The organism is Streptomyces sp. JB150 (assembly GCF_011193355.1).
Classification (GTDB): domain Bacteria; phylum Actinomycetota; class Actinomycetes; order Streptomycetales; family Streptomycetaceae; genus Streptomyces.
In genome coordinates this window covers 3546542-3564463 of the sequence record NZ_CP049780.1, presented here as the reverse complement: position 1 = coordinate 3564463, position 17922 = coordinate 3546542, and the positions used below count along the sequence as shown (strand labels likewise).

The 17922-nt window shown below is 75.3% G+C and carries 10 protein-coding genes, 1 tRNA gene and 1 riboswitch; of the genes, 5 read left to right on the top strand and 6 right to left on the bottom strand.

Annotation, left to right across the window (positions count from 1 at the left end):
- The first annotated feature begins 90 nt into the window (after nucleotides 1–90).
- Entirely contained in the window at nucleotides 91–738 is a 648-nt protein-coding gene (locus G7Z13_RS16675; protein ID WP_166000184.1) for a hypothetical protein, read from the top strand.
- A gap of 90 nt (nucleotides 739–828) precedes the next feature.
- Here the strand turns inward: G7Z13_RS16675 and G7Z13_RS16670 are convergent, their stop codons facing one another.
- A complete protein-coding gene (locus tag G7Z13_RS16670; RefSeq protein ID WP_166005017.1) occupies nucleotides 829–1965 on the bottom strand; it encodes a dihydrofolate reductase family protein in 1137 nt (378 codons plus the stop codon).
- 100 nt (nucleotides 1966–2065) lie between these two features.
- Here G7Z13_RS16670 and G7Z13_RS16665 point away from each other — a divergent pair.
- Nucleotides 2066–2139 (top strand) — tRNA-Met (locus tag G7Z13_RS16665).
- Between the two features lie 352 nt (nucleotides 2140–2491).
- Nucleotides 2492–2672: riboswitch (cyclic di-AMP (ydaO/yuaA leader) on the top strand.
- Nucleotides 2673–2683: 11 nt separating this feature from the next.
- Nucleotides 2684–3727 carry a M23 family metallopeptidase gene (locus G7Z13_RS16660; RefSeq protein ID WP_166000182.1) on the top strand — a complete coding sequence of 348 codons (1044 nt, stop codon included), beginning with the start codon at nucleotides 2684–2686 and terminating at the stop codon, nucleotides 3725–3727.
- A 107-nt stretch (nucleotides 3728–3834) separates the two neighbouring features.
- Here the strand turns inward: G7Z13_RS16660 and G7Z13_RS16655 are convergent, their stop codons facing one another.
- The 4 genes from G7Z13_RS16655 to G7Z13_RS16640 form a co-directional block, all read right to left on the bottom strand.
- Nucleotides 3835–5211, bottom strand: a complete 1377-nt coding sequence (locus tag G7Z13_RS16655) for a PrsW family intramembrane metalloprotease (protein WP_166005015.1) — start codon at nucleotides 5209–5211, stop codon at nucleotides 3835–3837.
- Between the two features lie 64 nt (nucleotides 5212–5275).
- Nucleotides 5276–6082: a tRNA (guanosine(46)-N7)-methyltransferase TrmB gene (trmB, locus tag G7Z13_RS16650; protein ID WP_240926239.1), complete on the bottom strand. Its 807-nt coding sequence runs from the start codon at nucleotides 6080–6082 to the stop codon at nucleotides 5276–5278.
- A gap of 47 nt (nucleotides 6083–6129) precedes the next feature.
- Entirely contained in the window at nucleotides 6130–7338 is a 1209-nt protein-coding gene (gene lhgO / locus G7Z13_RS16645; protein WP_240926238.1) for an L-2-hydroxyglutarate oxidase, read from the bottom strand.
- A gap of 84 nt (nucleotides 7339–7422) precedes the next feature.
- The gene (locus tag G7Z13_RS16640) at nucleotides 7423–8847 is read right to left on the bottom strand and encodes an MFS transporter (RefSeq protein ID WP_166000179.1); all 1425 of its coding nucleotides are present in this window, start codon (nucleotides 8845–8847) and stop codon (nucleotides 7423–7425) included.
- Between the two features lie 993 nt (nucleotides 8848–9840).
- Between G7Z13_RS16640 and G7Z13_RS16635 the strand changes: the two genes are divergently transcribed.
- Both G7Z13_RS16635 and G7Z13_RS16630 read left to right on the top strand, forming a co-directional pair.
- Complete coding sequence (locus G7Z13_RS16635) at nucleotides 9841–11940, top strand: asparagine synthase-related protein (RefSeq protein ID WP_166000176.1); 2100 nt, start codon at nucleotides 9841–9843, stop codon at nucleotides 11938–11940.
- 445 nt (nucleotides 11941–12385) lie between these two features.
- Nucleotides 12386–15658: a BTAD domain-containing putative transcriptional regulator gene (locus G7Z13_RS16630; RefSeq protein WP_166000174.1), complete on the top strand. Its 3273-nt coding sequence runs from the start codon at nucleotides 12386–12388 to the stop codon at nucleotides 15656–15658.
- Here G7Z13_RS16630 and G7Z13_RS16625 read toward each other — a convergent pair.
- On the bottom strand, nucleotides 15645–17642 hold the full coding sequence (locus G7Z13_RS16625; protein WP_166000172.1) for a sigma-70 family RNA polymerase sigma factor: 1998 nt from the start codon (nucleotides 17640–17642) through the stop codon (nucleotides 15645–15647). The genes G7Z13_RS16630 and G7Z13_RS16625 overlap by 14 nt on opposite strands.
- Nucleotides 17643–17922: the final 280 nt, after the last annotated feature.

Here is a 17922-nt window from a genome sequence, read left to right as displayed (position 1 = left end):
GCGCGTGAAGGCCCTGTGGAAGCGGCCGTGGCGCCCCTTGCGCCTCTTGTACACTCCCCACGCTTCATCGCGCCGACTCGGGGGAAATTCATGGGCGTTCCCGTCAGTCGCGTCGTCCGCCAGGTGGCCTCCGAGCACGCCCCAGGGGAGCGGGACCTGCTGGACGCGGTCGAGGGGATGACGCCGCGGGACAGACGGCGGCACCTGGCGAAGATGAGGCGGGCTCCGTCCACGTCCACCGTCGAGTTCGGGCTGGAGGTCGTCGTACCGCTGGTGACGCCGGTGCTGTGGCTGGTGCTCACCGAGGCGGCCAGGGGGGCGGCGGCGACGGCGGTACGGGCTTCGGCGCAGGCTGCGCGCTCCCGCTGGCGTCGGTGGCGGGGCCGCGCGCCGGAGGACGAACCCGAGCTCCCGCTGCCGCTGTCGGCGGAGCAGCCCGGCGTGGTGCGCGAGGCGGTGCTCACGCGGTGCGTAGGGCAGGGCGGGTCGGCGAATCAGGATCCGTCCGCCGGACAGGGCGAGCCGGAGGGGCTGCGGGACTGGCTGGCCAGGGGCGGCCAGACCGCGATGAACGCGTACGCGGCCGACTACCGCACCCTGCGGGACGCACTGGCCGAGCATCCGCCCGCGCGCGGTATCCACAGGATGTGTACGGACCGGTACATGGCCCTGTCGGTGGCCCTGTACGACGTCCTCCACCCCTCGGGGGGCGTGACCGCCCCGCGGGACGGCCAGTAGCGGCCCGGCGCCGGCTCGGCAGGTGGCGGTTCGGGGGTGTCGCCCGTTCCTCGGCCCGGCAGGTGGCGGTTCCGGGCCTTCGCCCGTACCTCAGCCCGGCAAGTGGCGGTTCGGGGCCTTCGCCTGCTCCTCGTGTTCGGGAAGGACGACCACGTCCACGCCCCGCGCCGCCAGGGCCCCCGCGCCGTCCGCTCCCGCCACGAACGTGTCCGGCTCCCGCCATGCCGTGACGACCCTGCGGACACCGGCGTCCAGGATCAGACCGGCGCAGGGGCGGGGCCGGGAGGCGCGGCGCGTACAGGGCTCCAGGCTGCTGTAGACGGTCGCGGTGGGCAGCCGCGGGTCCGCCGGGTCGATCTTCGCCAGGGCCGCCTCCTCCGCGTGGACGACCGGGTCGTCGCCCTCGCGGGAGTGGCCGCGGGCGAGTTCCGTGCCGTCGGCGGCGACGACGATCGCGCCGACGCTGAAGGCGGTCGCGGAGGGCGGGCACTGCGCCGCCAGGGCGCAGGCCCGGGCCAGCCAGTGGTGGTCGGCGGCCACCGCGGTCGTGCCGGTGCCGGGGGCGGTCGGCTGGTAGCGCATCAGCACCACGTCACCGACCGGGCGGGTCTCCACCAGGCGCAGGCGGCCCGCCTGGTAGGGACCGGGACCGAACAGCCGGGGGGCGTCCGGGTCGCCGACGAAGAGGGGCGCCAGGGCGAGCTGGAGTTCGTCGGCCAGACCCTGTCGGAGCAGCTGGGTGTGGACCGTGCCGCCGCCCTCGACCATCAGCCGCCGTACGCCCCGCAGGTCGTGCAGATGCTCCAGGACGGTGCGCCAGTCCCAGGCGCCGGCGAGCGGCACCACCGCCGCGGTGTCCGCGATGCCCGACGCCCGCAGGCGGCCGGCGCCCTCGGGGGTCGTGTAGACGACCTTCTCGCCGCCGGTGTGCCAGAACCGCGCCCCGGGGTCGAGGTCGCCGGTGGCGCTGACCGTGACCTTCAGCGGGTACTCCGGTTTCCCGGCCGCCGTCCGGGCCGCGCGGCGCTCGGGGGAGTTCACCAGCAGCCGCGGGTTGTCGGCGCGGATCGTGCCGGCGCCCACCAGGATCGCGTCGACGGACGCCCGCACCTCGTCGACCCGGTCGAAGTCGGCCGGGCCGGACAGCAGCAGCCGCTCGGGGCCGGTGTCGTCCAGGAAGCCGTCCAGGGAGACGGCGGCGGAGAGCAGGACGTACGGGTAGGGCATCGGCGCACCCATCTGGAGACGGCAGAATCCCGGGTCGGTTCCCAGTGAAACTACCTCTGGCGCGAGGGGTCCCGCGCATGGCGTACACTGGAATCACCGACGCGGGGTGGAGCAGCTCGGTAGCTCGCTGGGCTCATAACCCAGAGGTCGCAGGTTCAAATCCTGTCCCCGCTACTGAAGGCTCAGGGCCGGAATCCGGAAACGGGTTTCGGCCCTGAGTGTTTTCCGCGCCTCCCGAGGGCTCTCACGTTGCCCGTGTGGCCGAAGACGTACGGCGGGTCCCGATCGTCACCGCGCGTGCGTGACCAACCCCACTGCGCATAACATCTGAGTCACCATCAAAAACGCGGACACTGCTGAAGCGTTTGAGAGTTGAGGTCAACTCGCCCGTTTTTAGCCGCTCCTGGGCGCTACGTCCGCCCGGCGAACCGTAATGATCAAGCGGAACGGCTTGGAAATCACCCCCTGGTTCTATTAACGTCCGATAACGCAGCGCGGTCGTCCCAGCCGTCACCAGAGGCGGCTCCGTGCGCACGCGCCGAATCCCGTGAGGGAACCGGGGAACCACCACCTTGGGGTGAATCGGGCGTAAGGGGTCGGGTCCACAGCGGCTGAAAACCGCGCAGGACACGGCTGGTTTACGCGCGTAGGAGACCTTCCTGCTCCGAACCCGTCAGCTAACCCGGTAGGCGAGAAGGAAGGAAAGGAGTACGCCCACGTGGCGTCCAACCGGCCTGCCCCCGAGGCCCCGTTCGTGCCTGGCCAGCGCACCGCCGACCCCGCCGACACCTTCGTGTACGGCGATCAGCGCACCGACGAGGGCCCGTGGGAGGAGTGGAACCCGACTGCGGAATCCATTCGCCCCGTACGCGGCCGGCATCGCGTCACCAAGCAGCGCGGCGGACTCGCCCGCAGCTCCACCGTGCTGGGCGTCGGTGTCATAGCCGCCGTCGGCGCGGGCGGCATGGCCACCGCGCAGACCGGCAAGCCGCCGGTCTCCATCTCCATGCCCGACCTGCCGAACGTCGGCTCGCTCATCTCCGACGACACCGAGGCCGAGGCCCCGGAGGTCGCTGCCACCCCGCTCAGCGGCATCGGCGTCACCGCCGCCGACTCCGGGCAGGGCACCACCGACGCCGGCGAGGCGCTGCGCGCCCGCATCATGGCGCAGGCCGAGCAGCAGCAGGACCAGGTCGAGTCCAAGGCCGCCGCCGAGGCGCTGGCCGCCGCCGAGAAGGAGGCCGCCGAGGCCGCCGCCAAGGCGGAGAAGGAGGCCGAGGCCAAGGCCGCCGCCGCGAAGAAGGCCGCCGAGGAGGAGGCCCGCAAAAAGGCCGAGGCGGAGCGCCTGGCCGAGCTGGCCAAGCAGTACACGCTGCCGACCTCGTCGTACGTCCTCACCGCGAGCTACGGCCAGGCCGGCGCCATGTGGTCCTCCGGCTACCACACCGGCCTCGACTTCGCCGCGCCCACCGGCACCCTCATCAAGGCCGTCCACTCCGGCACCATCACGGAGGCCGGCTGGGACGGGCCGTACGGCTACAAGACCGTCCTCACCCTGGAGGACGGCACCGAGATCCTCTACGCCCACCAGTCGTCGATCGGCGTCAGCGTGGGCCAGAAGGTCACCACGGGCGAGGTCATCGGCCGCGTGGGCGCCACGGGCAACGTCAGCGGCGCGCATCTGCACATGGAGGTCCACACCGCCGCCGGCGGCGCGCTGGACCCGATGGCCTGGCTGCGGAGCAAGGGCCTCACCCCCTGACGCACCCGTCCTTCTGTTCCGCTTCTCTTCGTCCTACTCCCGGTCCCCGGCGGTCCTGACGGCAACCCCCCGACGTCAGGGCTGCCGGTCAGCGGCCCGCCGTCCGGTCACGTCCGGTACGGGTTCCAGGCCGGATACGGCGCCTGGTAGACGGTCTGCGGCGTCCGCTGCACGGGGTGCGGCGGTTGGTACGCCGGGTAGGCCGGGTACGGCGCCCCCGGTCCCGGCTGCGGAGGCCACGGCATCATCACCGGCACCGGCGGCGCCGTCATCCGCGCCGCGTACTCCAGGGCCGGACGGGCGGCCTCCCGGCGGCGCCACAGCTCGTGCAGCAGCTCCCGCTCCCGCGGGACGAAGTCCGCGCCGGCCCGGCCGCGCCGCCCCCGGTGCCGCAGGAACGCCAGCGACGTCGCGTACGCCTCGTACTCGGTGACCGCGCGGGCCGCCGGTTTGCCGAGGTGGTGCCGGGCGTGGTCGCGGGCCAGCCGGCGGGCCCGCATCGAGCCGAGCGCGAACGGCTCCGCCGGACCCAGCCAGCCGGCGGCCACGTACGCGGGCAGCTCCTCGCGGACGGTGCGCAGCTCCCGCTGTCGGGTCCAGATCACCAGCCAGGTCAGCAGCCCGAACGCGGGCACCATGAACGCGGCGTACACCGCGAGGAACGCGAAGCCGCCGAAGCTCGCGGAGCCGTTCCACAGCGCGTGCATGCCCATCGCGAGCAGCAGGCCGCACGGCGGCAGCAGCAGGCGGCGCGTCCGCTGCCGGGGCCCGGACAGGGCGGCGATGCCGAAGCCGATGCCGGTGAAAACGGTGAACAGGGGGTGCGCGAACGGGGACATCACGATGCGCACGAAGAAGGTGGCGGCGGTGACGGAGGCGATGCCGCTGTCGCCCTGCATCTGGTCGGTGCCGAAGGCGGTGCCGAGGTAGAGGATGTTCTCGGTGAACGCGAAGCCGGTCGCGGTCACCCCGGCTATGACCACGCCGTCGACGATTCCCGTGAAGTCCCGCCTGCGGAAGAGGAAGAGCAGCAGGATCGCGGCCGCCTTGGCGGACTCCTCCACGACCGGCGCTATGACGGTGGCCCCGAGGGTGTCCGCGCCGGCCGGGTCGGCGGTCGCCGTGGCTATCCACTGGGTCGCGAAGCTGTTGGCCACGATCGCGATCAGCGCCGCGGCGCAGGCCCCCCAGGCGAACGCGAAGACCAGGTTCCGCCAGGGGCCCGGCTCCACCCGGTCCAGCCAGCGGAAGGCGGCGACGAGCAGCGGGACGGGCAGGACCGCCAGCCCCAGCCCCACCAGGAACCCCTCGGTGCCGGTCTCCTCGCGCACCAGGGCGAGGATGACGAGCCCGGACAGCGCGAGCAGGGTGATGAGCGCGCCGTAGCGCACCCAGGGACGCTGCCACCAGTGCGCGGGCCGGTGCGCCCCGGGGACGGGGGCACCGGCTGCGGGAGCACCGGGGACGGCTTCACCGGGGGGCATGGGGTACGGGGGACTGCTGGCCACGGCATTGACCCTTACGAGGGACGGAGCCGCCCGCGGTGGATCAGGCGTCGGCGGGAGGCTGAGCTGACGTTGTGTGTGGTACGCGGCGGAAGAGCAGGTCGTTCACGACATGACCCTTGTCCAGTCCCTGACCCTCGAAACGGGTCAGCGGGCGGAACTCCGGGCGGGGCGCGAAACCGCCGTCGGGCTGCGTGTTCTCGAAGTCCGGGTGCGCGGTGAGGACCTCGAGCATCTGCTCCGCGTACGGCTCCCAGTCGGTGGCGCAGTGCAGCAGCGCGCCGGGCCTCAGCCGGGTCGCGGCGAGGCTGAGGAACGCCGGCTGGATCAGCCGCCGCTTGTGGTGGCGCTTCTTGGGCCACGGGTCGGGGAAGTAGACGCGCAGGCCGTCAAGGGAGTCCGGGGCGAGCATCTCGCGCAGCAGGATGATGGCGTCGCCGTTGCCCACCCGGATGTTGGTCAGGCCGCCCCGGTCGGCGAGGCCGAGCAGATTGCCCTGGCCGGGGGTGTGCACGTCCACCGCGAGGATGTTGGTGCCGGGGTCGGCGGCCGCCATCTGGGCGGTGGCCTCGCCCATGCCGAAGCCGATCTCCAGGACGACCGGGTTGCCGTTCCCGAACAGCTCGGCGAGGTCGAGGACCCGGGAGCCGTCGATGTCGAAGCCCCACCGGGGCCACAGCCGCCTGAGCGCGTCCGCCTGCCCCGCGGTCACCCGGCTGCGCCGCGGCTGGAAACTCCGGATGCGCCGCTCGAAGTGCGAACCGGCGGGGTCCGCCTGGGGACCCTCGGGGAACCGGGGCGCGCCCTTGGGGCGGCGGGGGGCGGGGGCGGCGTTCAGGGAGTCAGACACAGTGGCATCGAGTCTACGGGGTCGCCTCGCGGGGGCCGGTGCGGTGCTCAGCGCTCCTCCAGGGCTGCCAGCGCGCGGCGGGCGACCTCCCGGCCGATGGGCAGGGACGCCGTCGCGGCGGGGGAGGGGGCGTTGAGGACGTGCACCGTGCGGGGGGCCTCCTGGATGAGGAAGTCGTCGGCCAGCGTGCCGTCGCGCAGCACGGCCTGCGCGCGTACCCCGGCCGCCGCAGGCTCCAGGTCCGCCGCGGTGACGGCGGGCAGCAGTCTGCGGACGGCCTCGGTGAACGCCGCCTTGGACAGCGACCGGCGCAGCTCCCCCGCCCCGTACCGCCAGTGGCGGCGGGCCAGCTGCCAGGCGCCGGGCCAGGCCAGGGTGGTGCCCAGCTCGCGGGGCCGCACGACACCCCAGCCGTACCCCTCGCGGGCCAGGGCGGGGACCGCGTTGGGGCCGACGTGGACGCTGCCGTCGATGCCGCGGGTGAGGTGGACGCCGAGGAACGGGAACGCCGGGTCGGGGACGGGGTAGACCAGGCCCCGCACCAGCTCGGGGCGGCGCAGGTCGTAGTACTCGCCACGGAACGGGATGATCCGCATCTGCGGGTCGTCCCCCGTCAACCGGGCGATCTCGTCGCAGTGCAGCCCGGCGCAGTTCACCAGCACGCGCGCCCGCACGACCGTGCCGTCGGCCGTCCGCACGGCCACGCCCAGCTCCGGGCGGCGGTCCACCCGGACCACGCGGGCGCCGTAGCGGATCTCCGCGCCGGACGCGTCGGCCAGCCGGCGGGCGACGCCGGTGAAGTCGCAGATCCCGGTCGTGCCGACGTGTATGGCGGCGAGGCCGCGCACCTGCGGCTCGTACTCCGCGATCTGGGCCGCGCCCAGCTCGCGCACCGGTATGCCGTTCTCCCGGCCGCGCTGCACCAGGGCGTGCAGGCGGGGCAGCTCGGCGCGGTCGGTGGCGACGATCAGCTTGCCGGTGACGGCGTGCGCGATGTCGTACTCGGCGCAGAACTTGACCAGCTCGGCGGCGCCGCGGACCGCGTACCGCGCCTTGAGGGAGCCGGGGCGGTAGTAGATGCCGCTGTGGATGACGCCGCTGTTGCGGCCCGTCTGGTGCCGGGCCGGGCCCGCCTCCTTCTCCAGCACCGTCACGTGCGTGCCCGGTGCCCGGCGCGTGATCGCGTACGCCGTCGACAGGCCGACGATCCCGCCGCCGATCACCAGCACGTCACAGTCGTAGGCGATCTTCCGCACCTGTGCCACCTCCCGGCTCCGATAGTGCACCGCGCCACTGACAATGCCCTCACACCCGGGAGGCGGGATGCCGCGCGACCGGCGTCACGCCGGGGCCATCAGCAGCGGGCGGGCCCGCTCGCGCAGCTCCACGACGCGCGGCTCGTCGCCGTACGGCTCCAGGCGGTGCAGGAGGTCCTTCACGTACTCCGTGGTCCGCGCGGACGATATCCGCCCGGCGACCTCCACCGCGCGGACGCCCTGGGCGCAGGCCGCGTCCAGGTTCCCGGACTCCAGTTCGGCGACCGCGCCGACGAGCAGCCGCAGCCCGTGCGAGCGCACGAACTCCTCGGTGGGTTTCGACAGGGCCTGCTCGGTGAAGCGGCGGACCTGCCGGGGGGCCTTCAGGTCGCGGTAGCACTCGGCCGCGTCGGCGGCGAAGCGGTCGTAGGAGTAGAAGGCGAGCCAGGACGGGTCGTGGTCGCCGGGGCGGGCGCGCTCCAGCCAGCTCTCGGCCGCCTTCAGGGCCGCGCCGGCCGCCTGGGCGTCTCCCGCCCGCGCGTGGGCGCGTGCTTCGACGAGGCGGAAGAAGCTCATGGTGCGCGCGGTGGCCAGGCCGCGGTTGCGCTCCAGGGCGGCCTGCGCGAGGTCCACGCCCTCGTCGCCGAAGCCGCGGTAGGTGGCCTGCAGCGACATCGACGCCAGCACATAGCCCCCGAGGGGCACGTCGGCCGCCGCGCGGGCCAGGCGCAGCGCCTGGATGTAGTACCGCTGGGCGGCCTCCTGCTGGCCGGTGTCGAACGCCATCCAGCCCGCGAGGCGGGTGAGTTCCGCGGCGGCGCCGAACAGGGCGCGGCCGACCTCGTCGGAGTAGGAGCCCAGCAGGAGCGGGGCGGCCTCCACGCGCAGGCACTCGGGGACCATGGAGGAACGCCAGTCGCCGCCGCCGTACTTGGAGTCCCAGCGCCGGGCGTCCTCGGCGGCCTCGCGCAGTTTCTGCACATCGCTGTGGCCGACTTTGATCGGTGCGCCGGAGCCCTCGGCGGGGCTCGCCTCGCGCGCCACCGAGCTGTCGGCCGGGGTTATCAGCCACCGTGAGGCGGGTGTGGCGTACGCGCTCACGGCGAACGATCCGGCCAGCGACTGCCAGATGCCGCCGGAGCCGGCGCGGCGGCCCGCGAGGTCGAGGCGGTACAGCTCGGTCGCGGACTTCACCGCCTGGCCGACGTCCCGGGGGAAGGCGAGGCCGACCTCGGGCGCGGGGTCCGCGTCCGCCAGGCCGATCTCGTGCAGCGGCACCGGGCGGCCGAGCTTCTGGCCGATGGCGGCCGCGATGAGGTGCGGTGCGGCACCCTGCGGGACCATGCCCTTGGACACCCAGCGCGCCACCGACGTCTTGTCGTACCGAAGCGTCAACCCGCGCTGCGCGCCCAGGTCGTTGACGCGTCGTGCGAGTCCCGCGTTGCTGATTCCCGCGAGGGCGAGAACGGCGCCGAGCTTTTCGTTCGGCCCGCGTTGCTCCCTGGACATGCGCCACCCCTCGACACAGACGGCTGCCGTGCTGGCATAACCACGCGGCATTCGTAAACCCAGCGTAGTTCGCCGCATCCCAAGCGTTAAGGGGCATTGTTCCGGATGGCGGGATTGTGGTCCGCATGGGAGCACGGGCCCTGTACGCACGGTTGCGACGCGCTCCCGCTGTGTGGCCGTGCGCCCGTCCGTGCGCTCTACTCCGGCCACCTCGGGAGCGGTTCCATGGCTCGTGCGTGGGTCGGCCCGCTGTACTGACCAGTGGGCTGGGGGACACCGCCGCCTCACATCCCCGCGGGCGGCGGTCCGGCCCGGGGGGCGAGTTCCGTTTCCCGGGCCGTGCGCCCACCCGGCGATGCGCAAAGCCTGTACGGAGTGTGCACGGAGCGTGCACGGCGCGCGTGCCGAGAGAATTTCGTGGTCTTGGAATGGCCGAAAATTGATCCCTCGTATGAGGAGTGATCCCTGCAGCGACCATGTGATTTGAGGGCGCGTTGAGGGTTTGTGGGGGGCGTATCGGGGGCGCATTCGCGTCGCCGGGGGTGCGATCTGCCCGCCGGGGGCGCCAGATCGTCGCCGGGGCGCCAACTCTTCGCCGGGGGGGATCTCGTCGGTGGGGGGCACTTCGTCGTCGGTGGGGTGTGCTTCCTCGTCGTGACGGGGTGCGCGCTTCTCGCCGTAACGGGAGGCGGTCTCCTCACCGTAATGGGGGTGTGTGCTCCTCGCCGTGACAAGGAGCCGCCTCAGCGGGCCTGTTGCGGGGCCGCCTCGGGGCGACGCGTGCCGGCTGCCGCGCCTGCGGACGCCAACCTCCGTGCGTGGTGCGGCCCTTGATGGGAGCAGGGCACATTCCCCCGGCGCATGCCAGGGCGCGCGGGGCGCATTCACGGGATCACAAGCGGCTCCGCCGACGCTCCCCGGCGCGTCCTTCGTGGCAGCATGGTGAACCGGTTCCTGCGGTGCACTGGTTGTCCACAGCTCGTGGAGGCGTCGATGCGGTGGTTGGTGGGGTGGAGCAGCACCGCCGCGGGCGCCGCCGCGATCGGCACGGCGGGCGCCACCGGATACGACGGCGAGACCCTGCACCCGGTCGGCTCCCAACTCCTGTGGGGCGACCCCGATCCGCTGTGGGCGGTCGGCGACTGGCGCCCCGACGAGGTCCGCGTGGTCACCGCCGACCCGCAGACCCGCATCGCCGTCCTCGGCACCTGCGGCGCCACCGACGAACAGCTGCGCGTCGGGCTCTTCGCCGCGCGCGGCGGCGCCCTGCGCCACCTGACCGCCTGGCCGGGCAGTTACACGGCGGTCGTCCAGGTCGGGCGCCGCATCACCGTCTGCGGCGACCTCGCGGGCGCCCGCCCCGTCTTCCACACCCCCTGGGCCGGCGGCACCGCCTACGCCACCGCCGCGCTGCCGCTCGCCGACCTCGTCGAGGCCAACCTCGACTTCGGACACCTCGCCGCACTGCTGGCCGCCCCCGACGTACCGGCCGCGGTGCAGGAGTCCACCCCGTACGACGGCGTGCGGCGCATTCCGCCGGGGCACGCGCTCATCCTGCGCGCCGGGGCGCGGGAGATCGCCGGATACGAGCAGGTCGCCTCCCTCGCGGTGGCCGCGCCCCCGGCCGATCCCGACCGCGCGGTGGACGCCGTCCGCGACGCCCTGGTGGAGGCGGTGCGGGCCAGGCTCTCCGCGCCCCGCCACGTCCCCGGCGCCGACATCGACCCCGGGCCCGTGCCCGGCATGGGCCCGGCGGAACGGCGTGCCGCGCGGGGCATGCCCGTGCCCGGCATCGGCGCGGACCTCTCCGGCGGCCCCGCCTCCGCGACCCTCGCCCTGCTCGCGGCCGGCCTGCCCGGCATGCCCGGCACCGTCCTCGGGCACGGCACCGGCGCCGGGGAGCGGCTGCTGGCCGTCACCTTCAACGACCTGACCGTCGGCGGACGGGAAGCCGAGCTGGAACGGGCCGGCGCGCTCGCCGCCGGGCCCCGGCTGCACCACGTGGTCGTCACCGGCGGTGAGGAGACCCTGCCGTACGCCGAGCTGGAGGGCCCGCTGACCGACGAGCCCAGCTCCTGCCTGGTGTCGGCCGCCCGGCACCGCGCCCGGCTCGCCGCGGGCAGCGCGGACCACCTCGCCGGCTACGGCGCCCGCCAGGTCCTCGACGCCCACCCCGCGCGCCTCGCAGACCTGCTGATGGACCGCCGCCGCCGGCACCTGGTGCGCCCCGTGGCCGCCCTCGCCAAGGCGGACGGCTCGGTACTGGTCCCCGCGCGCGTGTACGCCGCGGCCCGCCGCCTCGCCCGTACGCCCTACCGCGCGGGCGTCGAAGGCCTCGCCGAGCGGCTGATGGAGCGGTGCTTCGACGAACCCGGGGGCGCCGTGGGGGCGTCCCTCGCCGCGCTCACCTGGGCCAGGCCCGGCCCCGCGGCGCGCTGGCTGACCGGGGAGGCACTGGCGGAAGTATCGGTTCGCCTTCAGGGCGTGCTCCAGCGGTCCGCCGTCGGACCCGGCCTGCGCCCCGGCGACTTCCGCGCCCGCGCGGCCCTCGCGCGCACCGCCGCCGACGTCCGCGTGCTGGAGCAGGCCGCCGAGATCCGCTTCCAGCGCCTGCACACGCCGTTCCTCGACAACCAGGTCGTCCGCGCGTGCCGCGAACTGCCCGAGGCGCTGCGCGTCCAGCCGGGGGCGCGCGCCGCGATCCTGCGGTCCGTGCTGGCCGGCGCCGGGGTAGCCGAGCTGCCGCCCGGCTGGGGCGCCACCTCCCAGGCCCCGGCTGCGGCCGCCGCCCGCACCGGGCTGCGCGTCGCCGCCGACTCCCTGATGGCCCTCTTCGACACCCCGCTGCTCGCGCAGGCGGGCCTGGTCGAGGCCCGCGTGGTCCGCAAGGCCCTGCGCCGCGCCGCCGAGGGCGAGCCCCTGCCCCTGGACGGCCTCGCCGACCTCGTCTCCCTGGAACTCTGGCTCCGCCGCCTCCTCGCCCGCCGCGGCACCTGCTGGACCGGCACCCCCGCCCGCGCCCGCGCGGTCCCGGCGGGCATCGTCCCCCAGCGGGGGGCACTGGGGGCGGGGGCGGCGGCGCGGAGGGCGTGAGGGCTGAGGGCGACCGTGCCGGACGTCCCGCCCATCTCGGCCGCAGCGCGCGCGTGGGCGCGCTGCGGCGGGGCGCCGGAGGTGCCGGTGAGTGCGTGACCGCTGAGCCGGGCCTGACTGCCGTACGGCAATCCGGTCGGCCCTGGAAACCGCAGCCGCGCCGAGCCGAGGGCCCTGTCGCACATCACTGACATGCCACCCGGGATCCCCCCAGCGGGGCACGCTGCCGGACGGGCCGCGCCCCCGCGTGGTGCGCCACGCCGTAAGTCGCTGCTCCCCGCGTGGTGAACCCCGCCCCTGTGTGTGGGGGGGGCACCGCGCGGCCAATTGCCGCTCCCCGCGCGGCCCCCCTTCAGACCCCCCTGTGCGAACCCCCTCCCCGCGCGCCACGCGCCCCCGGTCGAATGCCGGTGCCCCGCCGGCGCCCCCCGGCCACAATGATCCGGTGCGGTACGGAATCCTGGGGGTCACCCAGGCGGAGGACGACCACGGCGGCGCCATACCCGTCGGGGGTCCACGCGTGCGTGCCCTGCTCGCCGCGCTCGCCGCGCGGGCCGGGCGGGTGGTCGCGGCCCACACCCTGATCGACGAGGTCTGGGCGGACGACCCGCCGCAGGACGCCCACGCCGCGCTGCAGGCCCTGGTCGGGCGGCTGCGCCGGGCCGTCGGCAAGGGGGCCGTGGTGTCCGAGCCGGGCGGCTACCGGCTCGCCGCGGGCCCGGACGACGTCGACCTGCACGTCTTCGAACGGCTCGTCCGCGAGGGCACGGCCGCCCTGGACCGCGGCGACCCGGCCGCCGCCGCCCGTGACCTGACCGACGCGCTCGCCCTGTGGCGCGGCCCCGCCCTCGCCGACCTCCCGGACCGCACCGCCGCCACCCGCCCGGAGACACTGCGGCTGGAGGCGGTCCGCGCGCGGATCGACGCGGACCTGCGCCTGGGCCGCGCCCAGGACGTCGTACCCGAACTGACCGAGCTGACCCAGGCCAGTCCGTACGACGAGACCCTGCACGCCCTCCTGCTGCGCGCCCTGCGCGACATCGGCCGCAGGGCGGAGGCCCTCGCCGCCTACGACACGGCGCGGCGCGCGCTGGTCGAAGGGCTGGGCACGGACCCGGGGCCGGAGCTGCGGGCCCTGTACCAGGAGTTGCTGGGGGAAGGGGACGGCGGGAGGCCGGCCGCCGTGCCTCACCTCCCCCCTTCCCGCCCCGAACCCGCCGGCAACCTCCGCCCCCGGCTGACGAGTTTCGTGGGGCGGGAACGCGAGCTGGACGCGATTCGTGCGGACTTGCGCAGGGCCCGCCTGGTCACCCTCACCGGACCGGGCGGCTCCGGAAAGACCCGTCTCGCCGAGGAGGCTGCCGCCGGTCTCCCCCAGGCGTGGCTGGTCGAGCTGGCATCGCTCGACCGGCCGGAGGCGGTGCCGGTCGCGGTGGTCAACGCGCTGGGTCTGCGGAAGACCACGCTGATGACCCACGACCTGGTAACCCCGCAGGACGACCCGGTCGCCCTGCTCGTCGAGCACTGCGCCACGCGCAGCCGGCTCCTGATCCTCGACAACTGCGAACACGTGATCGGCGCGGTGGCGGACCTCGCCGAAACCCTGCTGACCCGCTGCCCCGGGCTCACGATCCTCGCCACCAGCCGTGAGCCCCTGGGCGTGCCCGGCGAGTCGGTGCGGCCGGTCGACCCGCTCTCCCCCGACCAGGCGCGGCGCCTGTTCGCGGAGCGCGCGGCGGCCGTCCGCCCCGACGCCGACGCGCTGCTGCGCGACGAGGAGGCCGTCGCGGAGATCTGCCGCCGCCTCGACGGGCTGCCGCTCGCCATCGAGCTGGCCGCGGCCCGGCTGCGGCTGCTCACCCCCCGGCAGATCGCCGACCGCCTCGACGACCGCTTCCGCCTGCTCACCTCCGGCAGCCGCACCGTCCTGCCCCGCCAGCAGACCCTCCGCGCGGTCGTCGACTGGTCCTGGGACCTGCTCGACGAGGGGGAGCGGACGGTGCTGCGCGAGCTGTCCGTCTTCGCGGGCGGCTGGGACCTCGCCGCGGCGGAGGCCGTGTGCGGCGGCCCGGTGGCCGGCCTGCTGGGCGCCCTCGTCGACAAGTCCCTGGTCGTGGCGGACCCGTCCGCGGGGCAGGGCACCGAGGGCATGCGGTATCGCCTGCTGGAGACCATCCACGAGTACGCCGCCGAGCGCGCCGCCGAGGCCCCCGGCCGGCGCGCCGCCGCCGAACGACGGCACCGCGCGTGGGTGCGTTCGCTCGTCGAGGAGGCCGATCCGCGGCTGCGCTCCGCCGGGCAGCTGCCGTGGATCTCCCGCCTGGAGACCGAGCTGGACAACATCCGCGCGGCACTCGACCGCGCGCTGACGGCCGGCGACGAGGCGGACGCCGCCGCCATCGCCCTCGCCATGGGCTGGTTCTGGTGGCTGCGCAACTACCGCCACGAGGGCGCCCGCTGGATCAACCGCGTCCTGCGCCTGAGCGCGCCGCCCGGCACCCCCGGCGACGCCGACGCCGACGCCTTCGTCGAGGCCCCGCCGGACGACGAACGGCACCCGCTGTACTCCCTGCGCCGGGACCTGCGGATGTTCCACCTGTTCCTCACCTCGGAGACCGAACCGCGCGACCTGACCACCGACCCGCGGTACGCGCGCCATGTCGCCCGCCTGCGGGCCGCCTACGAGCGGGGCGGCCCGCACGCCGCGCGGATGCCCGGCATCGTCTGGCCGCTGACCGTCTTCCAGCGGCTCGGCGCGGACGTGCGCCCGGTCCTGGACGCGGCGGTCGCCAACTGCCGGGCGTACGGCGGCGACTGGGAGCTGGGCGTGGCCCTGATGCTGCGCACCCACATCGTCGTCGACTCCTCCGGCGGGCTGAGCGGGGTGGACGAGGACCTGGCCGAGCTGCGCGTCCTCAGCCGGCGCGTCGGCGACCGCTGGATGCGGGCTCAGGTGTGCAGCGCGTCGGGTGAGGCGGCCATGGCGCGCGGCCGGTTCACCGAGGCCCGCGAGGAGTACGGGGAGGCGCTGCGGCTCGCCCACGAGGTCGGGGCGTACGCCGAGACGCCGTTCCTCGTCGCCCGCCTCGCGGAGATCGCCTACCGCTCGGGCGACCGCCGCGCCGCCGAGGCCGCCCTGACCGAGGCGGAGGAGGCCGCCGACCGCTACTGGGTGGCGGACGCCCGGGCGTTCGTGTCGCTGCTGCGGGCCTACATGGCGCTGGAGGACCGGGACATCGTCCGCGCGCGCCAGCTGTGCCGGACGATCGGTGAGCGGATCGCCCGCGGTACGCCCCCGCCCCAGTTCGTCGCGGCGCTGCGCCTGCTGGACGCGATGGTCACGGCCGTCGAGGAGGGCCCGGAGCGGGCGCTGCCGAAGATGGCCCGCGCCCTGCGCCGCGCGGTGGCGGAGCACTGCGCCGAGACGGTCACGGGGAGCATCGTGGACGAGGCGGCCAACGTGCTCGGGCGGCTCGGCGACTTCCCGCGCACGGCCCGGCTCCTCGCGGCCGGCGAGCGGCTGCGCGGCGGCCTGCCGCGCCCCAGGCCGGAGGGCGCGCGCACCCGCCGCACCGAGGCCGCGGCGCGCGCCGCGCTGGGCGCCGAGCGGTACGCCGCCGAATGCGCGCGGGGCGCCGCCCTCACGCTGGAGGAGATCGCCGGCGAACTCGACGAGGCCGCCGCCACCCGTCCCGCGCGGACCCCTACCAGCAGGTGAACCGCGACTCCGCCCAGTTCGCGACCGCCACCTGGTCCAGGTGGCCGTGCGGTTCGACCACCAGCCGTACGGTCTTCCGCCCGGCCAGCTTCACCCGGACCGGGACGGCCGGGTCGCCGCCCTTGACCATGCCGGAGCTCCACAGCCGTACGCCGTCGGCGTAGACGGAGAAGTACACCTTGCCGAGCTTCAGCGTCATGTCGTCGACGCCGACCAGCGCCTGGTAGGAGGAGCAGTCACGGTTGAGGTCGATGGTCACGGAAGACCGGCCGTGGACGGTCACCCCGCGCGCGTACGACGTCCCGCCGATCGACAGGCCCTGCCGCTGCCACACCCAGCCGCTCTCGCCGATGCGCATCTCGGGCCCGGTGCCGTCGCCGCTGATGTCGTACCCCAGCTCGCTCCACTGGTAGACGACCGGCGCGGGCGGTGGCGTGGGCGCGGGTGTCGGCGTGGGCGGCGGGGTCGGGGCGGGGCCGGGCGGGGGAGTCCGGGTGGGCGTCGGGCTGGGGGTGGGCGCCGGAGGGCGCACGGGCTCGCGGGACGGGGCCGGCGCCGGGGTGGGCGTGGGTGTGGGGCTCAAAACCGGTGACGGGGCGGCGACGGGCGTGACGGCCGGGGCCCGCGGTGCGGTCTTCTCGGGCGAGGGGGCGGGGGACGGCAGCTCCGGCCGGGGCGGCCGCGCGGACGCGGGCGGCCTGGCCACCGGTTCCCTGGGCGTGGCGTCGTCCCCCACGAGCGCGAGCGTCACGGCGGCGGCGGCCACCGCGACCACACCGGCCGCGACACCGGCCTTCACCGGCGCGCCCACGCCCTCGGCGGCCGCTCCGCTCCCCGCACCACCGGACGCACCCCCGGCCCCCGACGCACCGCCTGCCGCACCGCCGGACGTGCCTGCGCCGGCCGCTGCCGCGCCCGCGGCGCCCGCCGCCCCGGCTCCGGCGCCGCCCGCGACGAGCCCGGCCGCCTTCGCGTACCCGGCGGCGCCGAACCAGCCGATGACGGCCACCGGAACCACGGCGGGGATGCCGCCGGCGACCTCCTCGATCTGGGTCGCCGCCAGCCGGCACCTGGCGCACTCCTCCAGGTGCTTGCGCAGGCCCCGCTCCGCGCGGGTGCGCAGTTTGCGGCGGGCGTACGTGCCGAGCTGGTCGGCGTAGCGGGCGCACTCCCCGTCGGTGGCGAGGGCCGTGGACACATGGGCCTGCAGGTAGGCCTGCTTCAGGCCCTCTCGGGCGCGGCTGGCGAGCACGCGGGTGCCGTTGGCGTCGAGCCCGAAGAGCGTGGCGACCTCGCTCGGCGACTCGTCCTCGACCTCGGTGTGCCACAGCACGGCCTGCCACCGCTCGGGCAGCGAGCGGAAGGCGCGCATGGCGAGGGACTGCTCGGCCTCGTGCATCGCCCGCACGTCCGCGCCCAGGTCGAGACCGGCGCCGAAGGAACCGGGCGAGCCGGCCGGGCCGGACGTCTCGGGGACCCGCGCGGCCTGCGCGGCGAACACCGCGAAGTCGTCGACGAGCTGTTCCCGCTTGGCGCAGTCCGTCCACCGCGCGGCGACGCGCCGGACACTCGTCAGCAGGTAGGCGCGTACGGCGTGCTCGGGGCCGGAGCCGCCGCGCACCGCCTGGAGCATCCGGGCGAAGACCTCGGCGGTGAGGTCGTCGGCGGTGTGGGCGTCGCGGCAGCAGGTGCGCGCGTAACGGCGGACGGCGTCCGCGTGGCGCCGGTACAGCTCTTCGTACGCAGTGTCGTCGCCGGAGCGCATCCGGCCGATCAGCTCGGCGTCGGAAGGCGGCAGTTCCCGTGGCGGCAGGATCCCGCCGTCGTCGCGCCGGTCGCGCTGCGCCGGTACGGCACCCTCGCCCGGACGGCCCGCCGGCACCCGGCCCGCGCGCCGTCCGCCCTGACTGGGCACCTGGGGTGGAGGTGAGCCGGCCTCGGGGGTGCCCCCGCCCAGCGACTCGTCCCGCCCGTCACCACTCATCGCGGAATGCCCTCGCCGCCTGCCCCACCGGTCCCGACCACCGGGTCAGCGTGCCATACCGGATTCCGGCTCCTCCCCGGCAAGGGACGTCATCCACCCGTCCGAGCGCACTTGCGCCGAATCGGTACTGACACTCACCCGTTCGGGGAACGCTCCACGGATGTCCCTGGACGCCGGGACCATTCCCGGGCGCCAGACGGCGCGCCCCGCACACCGAACCCACCGGCTGTCCGTGAAGCGACACGGCGCGCGCGAACCCGGCACGGCGCGCACGAACCCG